This is a genomic window from Allosphingosinicella sp., from assembly GCF_036403745.1.
GTDB lineage: Bacteria > Pseudomonadota > Alphaproteobacteria > Sphingomonadales > Sphingomonadaceae > Allosphingosinicella.
Genome location: NZ_DASWQI010000088.1, coordinates 45,203 through 62,876, shown reverse-complemented (window position 1 = coordinate 62,876; position 17,674 = coordinate 45,203). Strand labels below are relative to the sequence as shown.

General features: G+C 69.8%; 15 protein-coding genes. 10 read left to right on the top strand and 5 right to left on the bottom strand.

What is annotated here, in order from left to right; translation table 11 throughout:
* Positions 1-55: 55 nt before the first annotated feature.
* Genes VGC56_RS17190 through rodA form a run of 5 tightly spaced genes read left to right on the top strand, consistent with a single transcriptional unit; the run spans position 56 to position 5,640 of the window.
* Positions 56-1,093 (top strand): rod shape-determining protein, encoded by a 1,038-nt coding sequence (locus VGC56_RS17190; protein WP_464126850.1) that lies wholly within the window; start codon positions 56-58, stop codon positions 1,091-1,093.
* Between the two features lie 20 nt (positions 1,094-1,113).
* Positions 1,114-2,013: a rod shape-determining protein MreC gene (mreC, locus tag VGC56_RS17185; RefSeq protein ID WP_464126848.1), complete on the top strand. Its 900-nt coding sequence runs from the start codon at positions 1,114-1,116 to the stop codon at positions 2,011-2,013.
* The gene (gene mreD, locus VGC56_RS17180) at positions 2,010-2,525 is read left to right on the top strand and encodes a rod shape-determining protein MreD (protein ID WP_464126846.1); all 516 of its coding nucleotides are present in this window, start codon (positions 2,010-2,012) and stop codon (positions 2,523-2,525) included. Before mreC ends, mreD begins: the two co-directional genes overlap by 4 nt.
* Positions 2,522-4,525, top strand: a complete 2,004-nt coding sequence (gene mrdA / locus VGC56_RS17175) for a penicillin-binding protein 2 (RefSeq protein ID WP_464126844.1) — start codon at positions 2,522-2,524, stop codon at positions 4,523-4,525. Before mreD ends, mrdA begins: the two co-directional genes overlap by 4 nt.
* Positions 4,522-5,640 (top strand): rod shape-determining protein RodA, encoded by a 1,119-nt coding sequence (gene rodA / locus VGC56_RS17170; protein ID WP_464126843.1) that lies wholly within the window; start codon positions 4,522-4,524, stop codon positions 5,638-5,640. The genes mrdA and rodA overlap by 4 nt, the downstream gene beginning before the upstream one ends.
* 740 nt (positions 5,641-6,380) lie before the next feature.
* Here rodA and VGC56_RS17165 read toward each other — a convergent pair.
* Complete coding sequence (locus VGC56_RS17165; RefSeq protein ID WP_464126841.1) at positions 6,381-8,477, bottom strand: ComEC/Rec2 family competence protein; 2,097 nt, start codon at positions 8,475-8,477, stop codon at positions 6,381-6,383.
* A 128-nt stretch (positions 8,478-8,605) separates the two neighbouring features.
* Here VGC56_RS17165 and gltX point away from each other — a divergent pair, with 128 nt between their 5' ends.
* The 5 genes from gltX to VGC56_RS17140 all read left to right on the top strand — a co-directional run bounded on the left by gltX (position 8,606) and on the right by VGC56_RS17140 (position 13,632).
* Entirely contained in the window at positions 8,606-10,042 is a 1,437-nt protein-coding gene (gene gltX, locus VGC56_RS17160) for a glutamate--tRNA ligase (protein ID WP_464126840.1), read from the top strand.
* A gap of 4 nt (positions 10,043-10,046) precedes the next feature.
* A complete protein-coding gene (locus VGC56_RS17155; protein ID WP_464126838.1) occupies positions 10,047-11,336 on the top strand; it encodes a citrate synthase in 1,290 nt (429 codons plus the stop codon).
* A 45-nt stretch (positions 11,337-11,381) separates the two neighbouring features.
* The gene (locus tag VGC56_RS17150) at positions 11,382-12,068 is read left to right on the top strand and encodes a hypothetical protein (RefSeq protein WP_464126836.1); all 687 of its coding nucleotides are present in this window, start codon (positions 11,382-11,384) and stop codon (positions 12,066-12,068) included.
* Between the two features lie 117 nt (positions 12,069-12,185).
* Positions 12,186-12,539 carry a hypothetical protein gene (locus tag VGC56_RS17145; RefSeq protein ID WP_464126834.1) on the top strand — a complete coding sequence of 118 codons (354 nt, stop codon included), beginning with the start codon at positions 12,186-12,188 and terminating at the stop codon, positions 12,537-12,539.
* A 52-nt stretch (positions 12,540-12,591) separates the two neighbouring features.
* The gene (locus tag VGC56_RS17140) at positions 12,592-13,632 is read left to right on the top strand and encodes a S66 peptidase family protein (protein WP_464126832.1); all 1,041 of its coding nucleotides are present in this window, start codon (positions 12,592-12,594) and stop codon (positions 13,630-13,632) included.
* 15 nt (positions 13,633-13,647) lie between these two features.
* Here VGC56_RS17140 and VGC56_RS17135 read toward each other — a convergent pair whose 3' ends face one another.
* From VGC56_RS17135 to VGC56_RS17120, 4 genes are all read right to left on the bottom strand, one after another.
* A complete protein-coding gene (locus VGC56_RS17135; protein ID WP_464126830.1) occupies positions 13,648-15,015 on the bottom strand; it encodes a sensor histidine kinase in 1,368 nt (455 codons plus the stop codon).
* A complete protein-coding gene (locus tag VGC56_RS17130) occupies positions 15,012-16,052 on the bottom strand; it encodes a DUF2336 domain-containing protein (protein WP_464126829.1) in 1,041 nt (346 codons plus the stop codon). The genes VGC56_RS17135 and VGC56_RS17130 overlap by 4 nt, the downstream gene beginning before the upstream one ends.
* A 35-nt stretch (positions 16,053-16,087) precedes the next feature.
* Positions 16,088-17,239: a hypothetical protein gene (locus VGC56_RS17125; protein WP_464126827.1), complete on the bottom strand. Its 1,152-nt coding sequence runs from the start codon at positions 17,237-17,239 to the stop codon at positions 16,088-16,090.
* 108 nt (positions 17,240-17,347) lie between these two features.
* A complete protein-coding gene (locus tag VGC56_RS17120) occupies positions 17,348-17,650 on the bottom strand; it encodes an Hpt domain-containing protein (RefSeq protein WP_464126825.1) in 303 nt (100 codons plus the stop codon).
* Positions 17,651-17,674: the final 24 nt, after the last annotated feature.

Genomic DNA, 17,674 nt, shown 5'->3' with positions numbered 1-17,674 from the left:
GCCCGTCGTTCGTAGCCTGTTGTCACTTCTTCCCCACCTGCAACAAGGCGACACGATGGCTAACAGTTTCATCGGCCGCGACATGGCCGTCGACCTCGGCACCGCCAACACCCTCGTGTACGTGCGCGGGAAGGGCGTGCTCCTCGACGAGCCGTCCGTCGTGGCCCTCAACGCCTCGACCGGTGAGATCCTGGCCGTCGGGCACGACGCCAAGATGATGATGGGCAAGACGCCCGACCAGATCGAGGCGATCCGGCCGCTGCGCGACGGTGTCATCGCCGACATCGACGTCGCCGAGCAGATGATCAAGCACTTCATCCAGAAGGTCCACGGCAAGCGCCGCTTCCCGCGCTGGCCCGAGATCGTGATCTGCGTGCCGTCGGGTTCCACCTCGGTCGAGCGCCGCGCCATCCGCGACGCCGCGTCCAACGCCGGCGCCAGCCAGGTCTGGCTGATCGAGGAGCCGATGGCCGCGGCGATCGGCGCCGACATGCCGGTCACCGAGCCGATCGGATCGATGGTCGTCGACATCGGCGGCGGCACCACCGAGGTCGCCGTGCTCTCCCTTCGGGGACTCGCCTACACCACGTCGGTCCGCGTCGGCGGCGACAAGATGGACGAGGCGATCTCCTCCTACGTCCGCCGCAACCATAACCTCCTCATCGGCGAAGCGACGGCCGAGCGGATCAAGAAGCAGGTCGGCATCGCCAAGCCGCCGACCGATGCCGAGGGCCGCCCCAGCGACGGCCTCACCGTCCACATCAAGGGCCGCGACCTTGTGAACGGCGTTCCCAAGGAAATCACCATCAACCAGCGCCAGATCGCCGAGGCTTTGTCCGAGCCGGTCAACACGATCGTCGAGGGCGTCCGCATCGCGCTGGAGAACACCGCGCCGGAGCTCGCCGCCGACATCGTCGACCAGGGCATCGTCCTGACCGGCGGCGGGGCGCTGCTCCAGGGCCTGGACGAGGTGCTGCGCGATGAAACGGGCCTTCCGGTGACGGTCGCCGACGATCCCCTCACCTGTGTCGCCATCGGCACCGGCCGCGCGCTCGAGGAGGAGATCTTCCGGGGCGTCCTCCAGACGGCCTGAGCAAAGGAAGGGTCTCGGCGATGGCGCCGCCCTCCACCCGGCGCCCCGGCTTTTCCAGGCGGGCGCAATATGGTCTGTTCTTCGGCTACGTCATCGCCGTCGCCGGCGTGATGTTCGCCGTCCTGCTCCTGCTCGTCGCGGTCATCGATCCCACCGGCTTCGCGGCCCTGAAGGGCGCCTCCCTCGACGTGACCAAGCCGTTCACGGCGGGCGGGCGCGGGGTGGTGAACTTCTTCGGCGGCCTCGGCGGCTCGATCGGCGACTATTTCCAGGCCGGCTCGCAGAATGCGGCGCTTCGCAGGCAGCTTGCCGCCGAGCGCCAGCGGCTCATCCAGGCGCGGGTGATCGAGGGTGAGAACCAGCATCTGCGCGCGCTCCTCAAGCTCGACCAGGACAATCCCGGCACCGTCGCCGTCACCCGCATCGTCGGCTCCTCCTTCGCCTCGGTGCGCCGCCTCGCCACCCTGTCGGCGGGCAGCATCGCCGGCGTTCGCGTCGGCGAGCCGGTGCGGGCGGCGGAAGGGCTGATCGGGCGGGTCATCGAGAGCGGCCATTTCGCCAGCCGCGTCCTCCTCGTCAGCGACGGCGCCAGCAGCGTCCCTGTCCGCCTGGTGCGCGACGGCACGCCGGCCATTGCGGTCGGTCACGGCGACGGCACGATCGACCTCAAGACCCTCGAAGTCGGCAAGAACCCGTTCCGCCGCGGCGACGTCCTCGTCACCTCCGGGATCGGCGGCGTCTTCCCGCCCGGCGTGCCGGTCGCGGTGGTGGCGGCGGTCCAGAAGGACCGCACGGTGGCGAAGCCGCTGGCCGATCCGGCGCGGATCGATTTCGCCATGGTCCTCCCCATCTACCAGCCGCTCGCCGACAAGCCGCTGTCGCCGCAGACCCAGACGGCGCTGGAGGCGGCCCAGCAATGAGCCGGATCGCCGGATCCCGGCGCGACGTCGCCATGCTCGGCTTCCGGCGCCAGACCGTGCCGATGCTGTCGACCCTGTTCGCCTCGCTGCTCCACGCGCTTCCCATCGTGGTGACGACGCCGATCGTCCCCGACATCGCCTTCCTCGTCCTCCTCTCCTGGCGGCTGCTGCGGCCGGAAATGTGGCAGGCGCACATCGCCCTTCCGCTCGGCCTGTTCGACGATCTGATGGCCGGCCACCCGCTCGGCCAGTCGATGGCGCTGTGGACCCTGACCTTCCTCGTCTTCGACTTCGTCGACAGCCGCGTCGGGTGGCGGGATTATTGGACCGACTGGTTGTTCGCCTCGGTGGCGATCGCCCTCTACACCGCCGGCGCCTGGTACGTGGCGCACATGATGGGCAGCCAGGCGCCGCTCGTCGTCGTCGTGCCGCAACTGGTCCTGTCGATCATCGCTTACCCCTTGGTAGCCCTTATCGTCGTAGGGCTCGACCGATGGCGACTGGCGCGATGAGACGGCCCAAGAAACCGCTCCTGACGGAGAACAGCCAGGTCTTCACCTTCACCCGCCGCGCGTTGGTGCTGGGCGGGGCGCAGGGGCTGATGGCGACCGCGCTCGGGGCGCGCATGGCCTATCTCTCGATCGAGCAGAACGAGAAGTACAAGCTCCTCTCCGAATCGAACCGGGTTCAGGCGCGGCTGGTGCCGCCCAGGCGGGGCTGGATCGTCGACCGCTACAACCAGCCGATCGCCATCAACCGCTCGGACTTCCGGGTCGATTTGATCCCCGATCGCCTCAAGGAGCCGGATCGCATCCTCGGGATCCTCACCGAGCTGCTCGAGCTCAGTCCTGACCAGGTCCAGCGCATCAAGGAGCAGCTCCAGGACGCCGCCGGCTACCAGCCCGTGCCGGTCGCCGAAAACCTCTCCTTCGAGAAATATGCCGCCGTCGCCATCCGCCTGCCCGAGCTGCCCGGCGTCTCGCCGCTGCGCTCCTTTTCCCGCTTCTACCCGGAAGGCGCCGCCGTCGCCCACCTCACCGGCTATGTCGGCACGCCCAACAAGAACGATTATGAGGCGGAGAAGAAGAACCCCTTGCTGATCGCGCCGGGCTTCAAGATCGGCAAGGACGAGCTTGAAAAGACCATGGAGCATCGCCTCCGCGGCACCCCTGGCCAGCAGCGGATCGAGATCACCGCCCGCGGCAAATTGGTCAAGGAGCTCTCGACCCTCACCGACGAGCCGGGGGGCATGCTGCCGCTCACCATCGACATCGGCCTCCACAGCTACGCCGCGCGCCGCCTCGGGGACGAAGCGGGCTCGATCGTCGTCCTCGACTGCAACACCGGCGAGATCCTCGCCATGCCGTCGATGCCGGCCTACGATCCCAACGAATTCTCCGCGGGCATCAGCCACAAGACCTGGGACATGATGGCCGGCGACGAGCGCCACCCGATGATCAACAAGGTCATGCAGGGCCTCTACCCTTCAGGCTCCACCATCAAGCCGCTGATGTCGCTGGCTTTCCTCGAAAAGGGCATCGACCCCAAGGCGACCGTCACCTGCACCGGCGCCTACCGCGTCGGCAACGCCATCTTCCACTGCGACAAGCATCACGGCACGCTCGCCATGCACGAGGCGATCGAGAAGAGCTGCGACATCTATTTCTACCACACCAGCCTGCAAGCCGGCGCCGAGGTGATCAGCTCGATGGCCCATCGCATGGGCTTCGGCGAGAAGTTCGACCTCCCCGTCCCCACCCAGCGCTTCGGCACCGTTCCCGATCCCAATTGGATGCAGACGAAATACCACCGCAAGTGGGAGATGTACGACACGATCAACATGTCGATCGGCCAGGGCAACGTGCTGGTGAACCCGCTGCAGCTCGCCGTGATGGCCGGCCGCATTGCCAGTGGCAAGGCGATCGTCCCGCACATCCTGCGCACCAAGACGATGCCCGAGCCCGCCGCGCTTCCGGTCACGCCCGAGCATCTCGAATTCGTTCGCGAGGCGATGCGCGACGTCGTCAACCGCGCCGGCACCGCCGGCATCGCCAAGCTGCCGGTCGACGGCGTGCTCCTCGCCGGCAAGACCGGCACCGCCCAGGTCCGCCGCATCTCGATGGCCGAGCGCAATTCGGGCGGCGTCCGCTCGAACGAGAGCCTCGGGTGGAAGATGCGCGATCACTCGCTGTTCGTCGGCTTCGCGCCTGCGGACAAGCCGCGCTACGCCTGCGCCGTCATCGTCGAGCATGGCGGCTGGGGCGCCTCGGTCGCCGCCCCCGCCTGCCGCGACGTCCTCACCTATTTGTTCGACAAGCAAAAGGCGATGGCGGCCCTGACCGCGCTCGAGGAGCAATGGGGCGGCACCATCACCGAGCGCATGGCCCGCCGCGCCGAAAAATGGGTCGCGCCGGAGAAGCCCGCCAAGCCGGCGGAGCCCAAGCAATCCGACAAGGCCGCCGCCAAGGGCGAGGGCGCCAATCCGCGGAAAGCCCCGACGAAGGCGATATGAGAAGCCAGGCCCTCGTTCCGGCGGCGATCGCGGACCTGCCGTGGCGCATGCTCGCGCTCGTGACCTTCATCACCGGCTTCGGGCTCGTCGTCCTCTATTCGGCCGCCGGCGGCAAGCTGATGCCCTGGGCGCTGCCGCAGGCCGTGCGCTTCTGCATCTTCCTCGGCCTTGCCGTCGCCATCTCGCGCGTCCGCACCGACCGGATCAAGCATATCGCCTTTCCCGCCTACGGAATCGTGCTGTTCCTCCTCGTCCTCGTCGAGGCGCTCGGCTTCGTGGGCAAGGGCGCCCAGCGCTGGCTCAGCCTCGGTTTCATGAACCTGCAACCGTCCGAGCTGATGAAGCCGGTCATCATCCTCGCCCTCGCCCGCTTCTTCGATCTCCTGCCCGTGGCGGAGCTGAGGAAGTGGAACGCTGTGTGGCCCGCGGCGGCGATGCTCGGCGTTCCCGCCGCGCTCATCCTCGTCCAGCCCGACCTCGGCACGGCGATGATGGTCGTCATGGGCGGCATCGTCATGATGTTCCTGGCCGGCCTGCCCCTGCGGCTGTTCCTCGGCGGCATCGCCTTCGTCGCGGTGGCGGGACCGGTCGCGTTCAGCTTCCTCCATGAATATCAGCGCAACCGCGTCCTCATCTTCATGAACCCGGAGAGCGACCCGCGCGGCGCCGGCTACCACATCGCCCAGTCGCAGATCGCGATCGGATCGGGCGGCATCTTCGGCAAGGGGTTCCTCAAGGGCACCCAGAGCCACCTCCAATATCTCCCGGAGGGGCATACCGACTTCATCTTCGCGACGATGGCGGAGGAATGGGGCCTGATCGGCGGCCTCGCCATCATCATCGCCTATGCGTTCGTGATCAAATGGGGGATCGGCGTCGCGCTGGAAGCCAAGGACCGCTTCTCCCGCCTCGCCGCCGCCGGGCTCATCACCACCATCTTCTTCTACGTCGCGATCAACCTGATGATGGTGATGGGCCTCGCCCCCGTCGTCGGCATCCCCCTCCCCCTCGTCTCCTACGGCGGCTCGGCGATGCTGACGGTGATGCTCTGCCTCGGCATCCTGATGGGCATAGACCGCCAGAACCGGACGCGCGGCCGCGGGCTGAGGGGGTAAGCTCGCTTGTTCCCCTGTCGGCGAAGGCGATGGGCGGGGGAGTGCATCCAGGGCGGGTGCAGATCCCCTACCGGTGGTGCTTGAGCCCCACCACAGTCAAGCCATGAGCATCTTTGGCCGATACAGCAGTCGAAGAGTCCTCGGCGTTGAAGCCGACCACCGTAACGTTTCGTACGCCATCGATATGCATTGCGCTGCCCCCGTTACCCGACGCTCCGCAGTTGATGAACACGCTACCGTCAGGAGTGTTTGGCCGGTTCGGCAAACGTCCTGAGCTGTAAGCCTCAGCCTCTGCCCTGCGGCTCATGCCGGTTGTTCCGAGCAGATAGGCCCGTTGCGTTCGATACATTCGCGAAGGTATCGGCCCCGGATTCGTTCGCGTCTAGGACGATTCCGCTACCCCCCTCAATGTTGAACGTTGTGGTTGGACTGGGGGACACGGAAGACGTCTCTTGAACTGGTGCCCTGAAGTACACGCAAGCTGCCCCCACGAGTACGCCCACTCCAAGCACCAGGGACGCGATCACCAGAGCGACGTGTCGGTTCGGGAAAATAGACGGCAAAATCCCGGCCATCACTGCCCCGGCGACACCGAGGACCGCAAGCAGCGTCAAAACCAAGATGCTCCGCCGTTCCACCGTCGCAATTGTTACTGCATTTCCACGCCCGTGTAAGGGTCCGACTTCGCCCAAGGCAACCTGCCGAAGCGCTCGATCAGTGCGTTGCCCGCGGGCGCTAGCTCAGGGGCTAGGTTTGCGGTAGCGCCGCCGGTGCGGCCGCGGCGGGAGCGGCGGCACGGCCCAGGGGTGCCCGCCGGTCCGCGCCGCCACCGTCTCGATCCGCGGCGCACTGGAAAGGGTGACGGCGAGGCCGCCGGTGCGGGCGAGGTAGGGCGCGTCGGCCTTGAGCCAGCGGGGGCGGCAGGCGTTTGGCAGGCGGCGGTCCGAGACGACGATGTCCGCCGCCGCGCAGGCTTCGGTGAGCGAGGCGGTGTCGAAGCGCGCGCGGGTGCGGGTGCCGAGGATATGCCAGGGCCTCCCGCCTTTCCACAGGGTGACGGCGCAGGCGTCGTCGTTGCAGGCGGCGCCCTCGACGTCGTCGAGGTCCGGCACGAAGCCTTCGAGGCCCGAGGATTCGGCCATGGTGGAGCGCACGTAATCCCCGGCCCGCTCGCGCAGCACGCCGATGTCGCCGCCGGCGCTGATCACGGCCATGTGCCGGCCGTCGCCCGTGAACAGCAGGTCGGGTGCCGGCGTGACCAGCGCCCACAGCGCCCCCATGACGAACGGCACGGTGCCCCACCAGCGCCACCGCGTCCGCCACAGGCACACCCACAGCCCGCCGGCGAGCATCAGCGCATAGGCGCCGTCTGGGATGGTCGGCAGCATCGCGACCGCGCCGGGAGCGGCGGCGGTCTTGCGGGCGATGACGAGGAGGAGGTGAAGCCCCTGCCCCGCCACCCACCAGGCGGGGGCCCCGAGCCCGACCATGTCGAGGAGCAACGCCAGGGCCTCAGCGGGCATGATCACGAAGGTGGTAAGCGGGATGGCGACGATGTTGGCCGCCGCGCCGTAGAGGCCGGACTTGTGGAAATAATAGAGGCCGATGGGGGCGAGGGCGAGCTCGACCGCCAGTCCGGTGAGGACGAGGCCGGTGATCGCCCGGCCCACCTTGAGCGGCAGCGTCTCGTCGCGCGCCGCCAGGAAGGCGCGCACCTTCGGATGGTCGTGGAAGGCGACCAAGGCCGTGATGGCGGCGAAACTGAGCTGGAAGCTCGGCCCGACCAGCGAGTCCGGCCACAGCAGGAGGACGATCAGCGCCCCCGTCGCGACGATCCTCAGGGTCAGCGCCTCCCGCCCCAAGGCAATGCCGCCGAGGACGAGCAGCGAGGCAATGCACGAGCGCACTGTCGGCACCTCGGCGCCGGTCAGGATGGTATAGGCGATGCCCGCGAGCGCCCCCGCCCCGGCGGCGATGAGGATGAGGCGGAAGCGCAGCGCCAGCCATGGGCTCAGCGCGAGCAACTTCAACGTCAGCAACATCACGGCCCCGACCAGTGCCGTCAGATGCAGCCCGCTCACGGACAGCAGGTGGGCCAGCCCTGAGCGGCGCATGGCGTCATTGTCCGCCTGCGGAATCCCCGCCTGATCGCCGTTGGCCAGCGCCACGGCGATTGCCCCTTCGCTACCGCCCAGATGCGCGAGGATATGCTGGCCGAGACCCTGCCGCGCCCGCGCGACGAAGGCGCTCCAGCCGCCCTGCGCCTTGCCGGGCAGCACCGTGATCTCCAGCGCGCGCCCGGTCGCGCCAATCTGCTGGAAGTAAGCGGCGCGGGAGAAATCGTACGCGCCGGGAACGGCAGGCGGCGCCGGCGGCATCAGCCAGGCCCGCACCCGCACCCGCGCACCCGGCGCGAGCTTGGGCGCTTTCTCCACCGGGACGTTGACCCTGAGGCGCGGCGGCAGGTTCGGCGAATCGCTCGGCCGCAGCACCAGCCGCACCGCGTCGTTGGCGGCGATCGCCTGGACCGATTCGACGTCCGCGGAGAAGGTCGCCGCCTGCTCCTTCGCCAGCCGCGGCGCCGCAACCCGCTCCGCCTCCCACCAGATGTTCGCGCAGCCGAGCAGGGCCGCGAGCGCGAACAGCGCCCCCGCCCGCGCCCAGCGGGTGCCCGGCGCCAGCGCCAGGGGCAGCAATCCGAGCCCCGCAGCGGCCAGCAGGAACGCCGTCCAGTTCCGCCCGTCCGGCAGGATGAACCAGGCGGCGATGCCGATCCCGAGTCCCACCGGGATCCACAAGGGAAGCTGGTCCCGCTCCGCATCGAGCCGGGTTTCCACCCATGCATTCGCACCTGCACAAATTTGACGCAGCCAAGCCCCCGGCCGCGTTTGAAGCGGCTCATCCCCTATGCTAGGGGCGCTGGCGTCCAGGGCCGTCATGGCCGCTATCCTTGGAGAAAGCGCGCGTGAGCGCAACTGCCCAGCCGACCGGGCCCTTGAACGGGGTCGTGACCCGCTTCGCGCCCTCCCCGACCGGCTTCCTGCACATCGGCGGCGCCCGCACCGCCTTGTTCAACTGGCTGTTCGCGCGCCATCATGGCGGCAAGTTCCTGCTCCGCATCGAGGATACCGACCGCGCCCGCTCGACCAAACCGGCGATCGACGCCATCCTCGAAGGCATGCGCTGGCTCGACCTCGATTGGGACGGCCCGGAATATTACCAGTCGCACTTCGCCGCCCGCCATGCCGAAGTGGCGCACGAAATGCTGGCGCGCGGCCACGCCTATCGCTGCTACATGACCAGCGAGGAACTCGCCGCCGGCCGCGATAAGGCGCAGGCCGAGCGCCGGCCGTACCGGGTCGAGAGCCCGTGGCGCGACTGCGGCGATCCGGCGCCGGACAAGCCCTTCGTCGTCCGCCTGAAGGCGCCGCGCGAGGGCGAAACGGTGATCGACGACAAGGTCCAGGGCCGCGTCACCGTCCAGAATGCCGAGCTGGACGACATGGTCCTGCTCCGCTCCGACGGCACGCCGACCTACATGCTGGCGGTGGTGGTCGACGATCACGACATGGGGGTGACCCACGTCATCCGCGGCGACGACCATCTGAACAACGCCTTCCGGCAATTGGGCATCATCAAGGCGATGGGCTGGCCGGAGCCGGTCTACGCCCACGTGCCGCTGATCCACGGCCAGGACGGCGCCAAGATGTCGAAGCGCCACGGCGCCACCGGCGTCATGGACTATCATGAAATGGGCTTCCTGCCCGAGGCCGTCGCCAATTACCTGCTGCGCCTCGGCTGGGGCCATGGCGACGAGGAGATCATCTCGCGCGACGACGCCGTCCGCTGGTTCGACCTGGAGCATGTCGGCCGCTCCCCCTCGCGCTTCGACACGAAGAAGCTCGAGAATCTGAACGGCCATTATATCCGCGAGGCCGATGACGGCCGCCTTGCCGGGCTGGTGGCGCCGCGGGTGGAGCCGATTCTCGGCCGGGCGCTCACCAACGACGAGATCGCCCTCCTCGCCGGGGCGATGCCGGAGCTGAAGCCGCGTGCGAAACAACTCAATGAACTCGCTGAAAACGCTGTGTTTCTGTTCAAGGCGCGGCCGCTCGATTTCGACGAAAAGGCCGAGGCGCTCCTCGCCGGCGACGCGCCGCGGCTCCTCACCCGCATCTACGCCGTTCTGACGGCGCTTGACGAATGGAGCGCGGCGGCGACAGAGGCGGCGGTGCGCGGCGTCGCCGAGACCGTGGGCGTCAAGCTGGGCCAGGTCGCCCAGCCGCTCCGCGCGGCGCTGACCGGACGGGGGACCTCGCCCGGCATTTTCGACGTTCTGGTCCTGCTCGGGCGCGAGGAAAGCCTCGCCCGGATCGCGGACCGGATGGAAGCTGAAGGATAAGAATATGGCGGACGATCAAGCCACACTCGCAATGGGCGGAAAAGACACCGCTTTCCCCGTCCGCCACGGCTCGGTCGGCCCGGACGTCATCGACATCCGCAAGCTCTACGGCCAGACCGGCGCCTTCACCTACGATCCCGGCTTCACCTCGACCGCCGCATGCGAGAGCGCGATCACCTATATCGACGGCGACCAGGGCATCCTCCTCCACCGCGGCTATCCGATCGACCAGCTCGCCGAGCATTCGACCTTCATGGAGGTCGCCTATCTGCTGCTGAACGGCGAGCTTCCGCAGAAGGCGGAGCTCGAGGGCTTCACCCACACCATCACCCGCCACACCATGGTGCACGAGCAGCTCGCGACCTTCCTGCGCGGCTTCCGGCGTGATGCGCACCCGATGGCGGTGATGTGCGGCGTCGTCGGCGCCCTCTCGGCCTTCTACCACGATTCGACGGACATCACCGATCCGCAGCAGCGGATGATCGCATCGCACCGGCTGATCGCCAAGATGCCGACCATCGCCGCGATGGCGTACAAGTACACGATCGGGCAGCCGTTCCTCTATCCGCAGAACGACCTCTCCTACACGGGCAATTTCCTGCGCATGACCTTCGGCGTCCCGGCCGAGCCGTATCACGTCAATCCGATCGTCGAGCGGGCGATGCGGCGGATCTTCATCCTCCACGCCGACCATGAGCAGAACGCCTCGACCTCGACCGTGCGCCTCGCCGGCTCGTCGGGCGCCAACCCGTTCGCATGCATTGCGGCCGGCATCGCCTGCCTGTGGGGCCCGGCCCATGGCGGCGCCAACGAGGCGGCCCTGAACATGCTGCGCGAGATCGGGCGGCCCGAGCGGATCCCCGAGTACATCGCCCGCGCCAAGGACAAGGACGACCCGTTCCGGCTGATGGGCTTCGGCCACCGCGTCTACAAAAATTACGATCCCCGCGCGAAGGTGATGCAGGCCACTGCCGCCGAGGTCCTGAAGGAGATGGGCGTCACCGATCCCGTCTTCGACGTCGCCCGCGAGCTCGAGCAGATTGCGCTGCACGACGAATATTTCATCGAGAAGAAGCTCTATCCGAACGTCGATTTCTACTCCGGCGTCGTCCTTTCCGCGATCGGCTTCCCGACCTCGATGTTCACCGCCCTCTTCGCTTTGGCGCGGACGGTGGGCTGGGTCGCCCAGTGGAACGAGATGATCTCCGACCCCGAGCAGAAGATCGGCCGCCCCCGCCAGCTCTACACCGGCGCCACCCAGCGCGACTACGTCCCCGTCAGCGACCGCCGCTAGCGTTCCCGACTTTGCTCGGCACCGCCGGCATGATATAGTGTATCAATGTCGGTCGCCGTCCTGCCTTTGCTCGCCCTGCTCGCCGCGCCCGGACCTGGGCCGCGACCCGTGCAGGCGTGCGTGTCCGGCACACCGGAACCATCGGACAGCCCGTCGTTGCGACCGACGCCGACGGCCCTCTGCGCCTATGGAGCGGCCGATCTCAACCGCCGCATCCTCTCGCTGTTGCGGCAATCCGAGCGCACCCTTGAGATCGAGACGGTCGAGCGCATCTTTGGCCTGCCGAGGCTGTATACCGCGTACGACGCGCCCCGCAGCGCCGACTATTTCGTGATCCTGTCGCGGCAGCCGGGTGGCGAGCGCTGGCGGGCGATGCTGAGTTTCGACGAGAGCTTCTTCCCTACGGACCGGGCGCGCCAGCCGCGCTTTCGGGGCACGATGAGGCCGCGACGCATCGCTCCGGCGAGGCGCGGGTGGCTGCAGCTGCGCGTGACGTGGCTCGAACCGCGGGAGATCAGGCCCGGCACCGGCGCATGCCTGGCCCCCGACGCGCTGGCACGCGGGGCGCGGTTGCGGGGATGGCGGGTCGAGCCTGTAATGCCGCTGGTGATGGACGCAGCGCCGCGCCCGCGGCTGGAGATCACGCGCGGCCGCGGGACCATCTCCGTGCCCCTTGCCGACGAGAATCCCTGCGTCACCGATTTCGACTTGTCGATCGAAGAGGCGAGGTGATCCGGACCGGCTGGCGAGCCCCCGTCGCCAACTACCGGCCGAGGCCTGCTGGGGCCGCTCAAGCCCCTGCTCAGGCGGTGGGCCGCCGAGGCGGCGGGACCGGGCGCGGCGAGCGTCATGCGCTGCGAGCGGCGCTTCGAACCGGTGCTCGGCGGCAAGTGGGTGCAGCTGAGCGCGCTGTGGCAGACCGGCCCCGGCTCCGCCTACGAGGAGACGGCGCTGTTCGGACGGACCGCCGAGGGGACGCTCGGCTTCTCCTCGTTCACCTCGGACGGCAAGTGCTCGCTGGGCCGCCTCGCCGACGGCACCGATGTCGACCCGCTGGCGGTGGCGTTCGAGGCGCAGATGTCCGCCGGCCTGGCGCGGATGGTCTATTGGCCCGCCGAGGGAGAGGGCTTCTACTTCGCCGTCGAGAGCCGCACCGGCGCCGGCTGGAACCGCTTCATGCGCCACCATTACCGCCCGGCCTGAACGCGCGAACCCGGGTGTCGCCGTGCGCGGCACCGGCTGCTATCACCCGGCGATGCAAGACAGACGAACGCTTCTGAAAGGTGCCGCCGGCCTGACCGCGGCGCTCGCCCTTCCCGCCCGCACCGCCGCCGCGGCTCTGCCGGGCCCGCGCAAGCCGCCCCGCCTGCGCCCGGGCGACACGGTGGGCCTGATCGAGCCCGCCGGCTTCACCCACGACGCCTTCGACCTCGCCGCCGTCAAGGCGACGGTCGCCGGGATGGGCCTGGTTCCCAAGGTCGCGCCGCACGTGGCCGCGCGCTACGGCTATCTCGCCGGCTCGGACGCCGAGCGGGCGGCGGACGTCAACGCGATGTTCGCGGACGATTCGGTGCGAGCCATTTTCGCGATCCGCGGCGGCTGGGGCTGCGCGCGCATCCTGCCGCTGCTTGATTACGCGCTCATCCGCGCGCATCCCAAGCTGCTGGTGGGGTTCAGCGACATCACCGCGCTCCACATGGCGCTGGCCGCCCGCGCCGGCTTCACGACCATCCACGGGCCGGTCGCCGCCTCCTCATGGGGCAAGCTCTCCTGGGATTCCTTCCGAAGCCTCGCCTTCGAGGGCGCGATGCCCCTCTACCAGCCGCCGGAGACCGTCGAGGACCGGCTCGCCCCACGCGGGGGCCGGGTCCGTACCTTTCGCTCCGGCAAGGCGACGGGACGGCTGCTCGGCGGCAACCTCACCGTCCTCTCCGCCCTCGTCGGCACGCCCTACCTCCCGGACTTTGCGGGCGCGATCCTGTTTATCGAGGACACCAACGAGGCCGAATATAGGATCGACCGGATGCTGACCCAGCTCACCCTCGCCGGAATCCTCGGCAAGGTCGCCGGCGTCGTCTTCGGACAGTGCACCGATTGCGTTTCGGACGGCCCCTCCTACGGCGGCTTCACTTTGTCGGAAGTGCTCCAGCAGCACCTCGGTGCGCTCGGAGTCCCCGCGTTCCAGGGCGCGCTCTTCGGCCACGTGCCGAACCAGTACAGCCTGCCCGAAGGCTGCCGCGCGGAGATCGACGCCGACGCCGGGACGATCCGCATCCTCGAGCCGGCGGTTGCCTGACCGGCCGGACGCGGATCAGCGCACCGGCAGGGTGAAGGTGAAGCGCGCGCCTTGGCCCGGCGCGCTGTCGACGCTGATGTCGCCGCCCATCGCCCGCGCCAGCCGCCGTGCGATGTAGAGCCCCAGCCCGGTGCCGCCCGGCTCATTGGGGTCGACCCGCTCGAACTTCTCGAAGATCCGCGCCTGGTCTTCCTCGGCGATCCCCTTGCCCTGGTCGGCGATGATCAGAGCGACGAGATCGCCCTCGCGGTCGGTGCGGACCCAGACCATGCCGCCGTCGGGCGAATAGCGGATCGCGTTGGCGAGGAGGTTGACGACGATCTGCAGCGCGCGGCGGAACGCGCCCGCCGCCGGGAGAGCCTCGCCGCTGGCCGGGGCGTCGATGCGGACGCTTCGGTCCGCCGCCCGTACCGACAGCAGGCCGGCGGCGCGGCGGGCGACGTCGGCGAGGTCGATCTCCTCCTTCTCCGGCGCGAAGTCCGGCCGCTCGATCGCCTGCAGGTCGACGAGGTCGTCGACAAGCGCGAGGAGATGACGTCCGGCGGTAGCGATGTCGTCGGCATAGCCCGCATAATCCCGCCGCAGCGCGCCCTCGTCGCGGTTGCCGATCGCCTCCGCGCTGGAGACGATGCGGGCGAGCGGCGCGCGAAGCGCCTTGTCGAGACGCTCTCCGAACGCGGAGGTGTCGGGTACCGGCGCGGCGGCGGGAGCGGAGGGCGCGGTCGGTGCCTCGGCCATCGCCGTGGCCGAGCCGCGGAAGCCGGCGAAACGGCCGTCGGCGGCGACCAAGGGGATGCCCGCGAGCATGTAGCGCCCGCCGCGCCCGCCGCGCAGCTCCGCGGGCTGGCCGTCGAAGCGGCGCTGCTCGGCCAGCGCGCTCAGCAGAGGCAATTCCCCCTCGCCTGCTTCGGCGAGGCGAAACAGCTGGGTGAGCGGGTTGCCGAGGAGCGCCTGGGGCGCCTGGCCCGCGGCCGCGGCGGCGGCGGGCGACAGCGCGGTGATGCGCAGCGACCCGTCCGTCTCCCACATCCAGTCCGCCGACGCGCGGAGGAAGTCCGCCTCCCGCGCGGCTTCCGGAGCGGTGGCGGGACCGCGCGCCGGGCGGCGGCGCCAGCCGGAGACGGTGAGCGTCACGCCCGCCGGATCGGGCTCGGCGCGAACCCACAGGTCGAGGTCGGCGTCGCCCTCGGCGGCAACGGCGGGGCGGGAGATGGCGATGTTGAGCCGGGAGGCGAGCCGGGCCAGCGCCGCGACCTGCGGGATGGCGAGCGGACCGCCCTCCTCGCCCCCGGCGGCGCGCTGGAGAGCGGCGAGGCGCGGTTCGGCCTCGGCGAGACGGCCCTGCGCGTCGACGCGCCCGCGGACGGCGATCTCGGCGTTCACGCGGCGAGCTCCGCAATGGCGGCACGGTAAGCGGGGTCGGCCCGCCACGGCGCCACCAGGCGGGACACGTCGGCGTCCGAAAGGGTGTCGAAGCGGTCGGCCAGAGCGGCGGCGGCCGCATCGCTGGCGGCGACGCGGAACAGGATGGACGCTGCGGCGCCGCGGTCGAAGCCAGCCGCCCGCAGAAGCAGAGCGGCGCCCGCTCCGGAAGTGTCCGCCAACAGCTCCCAAGCCGGTTCGAACCCGAGGCCGGTCCGCACGGCGAGAGTCGCGAGCAGGAGCGGCAGATTGCCCTCCTCGGCCGCCTGCGCGACAACGGCGTCGCCGAGACACCCGCGCGCGGCCATCAGGCCCGCCAGCCGCATCGCCCGCGCCTCCACGCCGTCGGCCTCGTCATAGCGCGGCAAAGCGGCGTTGGTTGCGCCCGCGAGCGCGGCATCGGCCGCGGCGGCATCGACGCCGTGGCGCGAAACCATGTAGCGCCGCAGCGCCGCGGCGACCGTCCACAGCAAGCGGTGGCGCAGGTCGGCGGGGAGGTCCGAGCGGCCGAGCAGCGGTTCGTGAAACGCATCGAAGCGGCTGTTGAGGCCGATCAGCAACCCCATCGCCTCGGCGGCAATGGCGGTATCCTCGTCGCCGGCAAGGTTGGCGAGAAGGCCATGGTCGGCTCCGGCAGCGGCGAGGCGGTGCTCCTCCGCACGGCGTAGAAGCAGCGGCAGGAGCTGCGGAACGGAGACGAGCGGCCCCGCTTCGAGCAGCGGCAGGGCGATCGGCAGGCTGGCCGAGCCCAAAGCCGCGCGCAACGTCTCGGGCGCGTCGGCGGGCAGCCGCGCGAGCAGGGTCCCGCGCAACGCATCCTCGGCATCGCCGACGAGGGCGGCGAACAGCGAAGTGACGACCCCGCGCTGGCGATCGCTGAGGCGGAGTTCCGATGGCAGAGCGAGGTCCGCGGCGATGGCGGCAACGCGCGCACGCGCGGCCGCGAGCAGCCGCGCCGCGCCGTCCTCATTTCCCCCGCCTGACCGCATATCGGACATTGGATGCCCATAACGCGCGCGAGGTTAAGGCGGCGCTAATCGTCCCGCGGCGCCGGCGGCGGCGCATGGGCGTGATGCTGGGCCCAGAAGAAGCTCGCACCCGCATAAGCGGCAAGCAGTGTGAGGCCGGTTCCCCACAGCCCAAACAGGGCAAAGGGCAGGAGCAGCCACGCCATCCCCTTATGCTCCGCCAGCCAGCGGCGCCCCGGCGGGAGCCTGCGGGCCGTCTCGATCCGACGCGCAATGGCAAAGGCGATGGTCGTCGCGGCGAGGGCGACGCACCCCCAGCTGTGCACCGGCGAGAGCGCATAGCCGAGCGCCACCAGCGCGACGCCTGAGATGCTCGGCAGCACATAGCCCCACCAGCTCGCCTCGTCCTCGTCCTGCAGGCGCAGCGAGGCGAGGCGCTCCCCGACCCCCTCGCCGAAGCTGGCGAGCAGGATCAGCGCCATGCCGAGTCCGAGCGAATGTTCCGCAAACGAAAAGGCGCCAAGCAGGGCGACCAGCGCCGCACCGAGCCGAATGCCGCCGGGCGACACCGGCTGCGGCACCAGGGCCGCCGAGGCCGCGCCTTCCGCCGGGGCGAGGAGATAGGCGGAGACCCAGTCGCTGCGCCGGGCGGCGGCGGCCCGCATCAGCCTCTCCTCCGCCCCATCGAGATCGTCGGCGCGCTCCGCAACGGTGATCTGCTCGTCCACCTCTTCGCCGCGGACCGCGATCTGGCGTGCGCCGCCCTGCACCGCGCGGCGCAGCAGGGTCGATTGCAGGTCCCAGTCGCTCAGTTTCTCGGCCGTGCGATGGAGCAGCGCGCCGTCGATCAGGGCGAGGCCGGCCCAGCGGCTATGGGCGTCGATCCGCTCGAAGCGATCGTCGACCCGGACGTCGGGGACGGTGAGCAGCGACAGGCCGCCGAGATCGAGCAGCCTCTCGACATGGGCGGTGCTGGCGAGAAGGCCGTCCGCCACCAGCAGCAGCCGGTCCTCCGCCTTGATCGCCTCCGCCGCGTCGAGGGCGGAGCGGGCGACGATCACGGCATAGCCTTGCGCCTTCAGCCGGTCGATCGCGGCGAGCAGGTCCGAAGGCACGCGCTCGACGGCGAGGACGATCGGATCCGCGCCCGCCGCTGCCACCAGCCGCACCTGCCGCTCCACCAAAGTCCGCCCGCCGAGCGGCAGCGTCGCGCGCAAGCGCCCGCCCGGCTCGTCGGCTTCGTGATAGGCGGCGATGAGTGCGGCCAGGCCCAGGTCAAATCCTCCCTCCCCTCCCGTTAGGCGGAAGGAGAGAGGCGCGCAATTTCAGGTGGCGGCGAAATCGTCGATGGCGATGTGAAGCTTGCGCAGCACGACCGGATCGCCGGGCGCCCCGTCGAGCGCTTCGTCGGCCAGGGCGACAAGGCCGGCGACGCCGAAGCTCGCGGCAAGGCTCTTGAGGCGGGCGGAGGCGAACTGCCAATTGGCGTCGCATCGGGCGCGGCCCATCAGGTCCGCCTGCCGCACCGCGCTCTCAACGAAGGCGGCGCGCAATTCGGCCATCAGACCGGCGTCCGCGCCGACGGCAGCCGCGAGGGAAGCATTGAGGGCGCCGGGATCGTAAGCCATGCCCGGCGCAATACGCGACGGGTC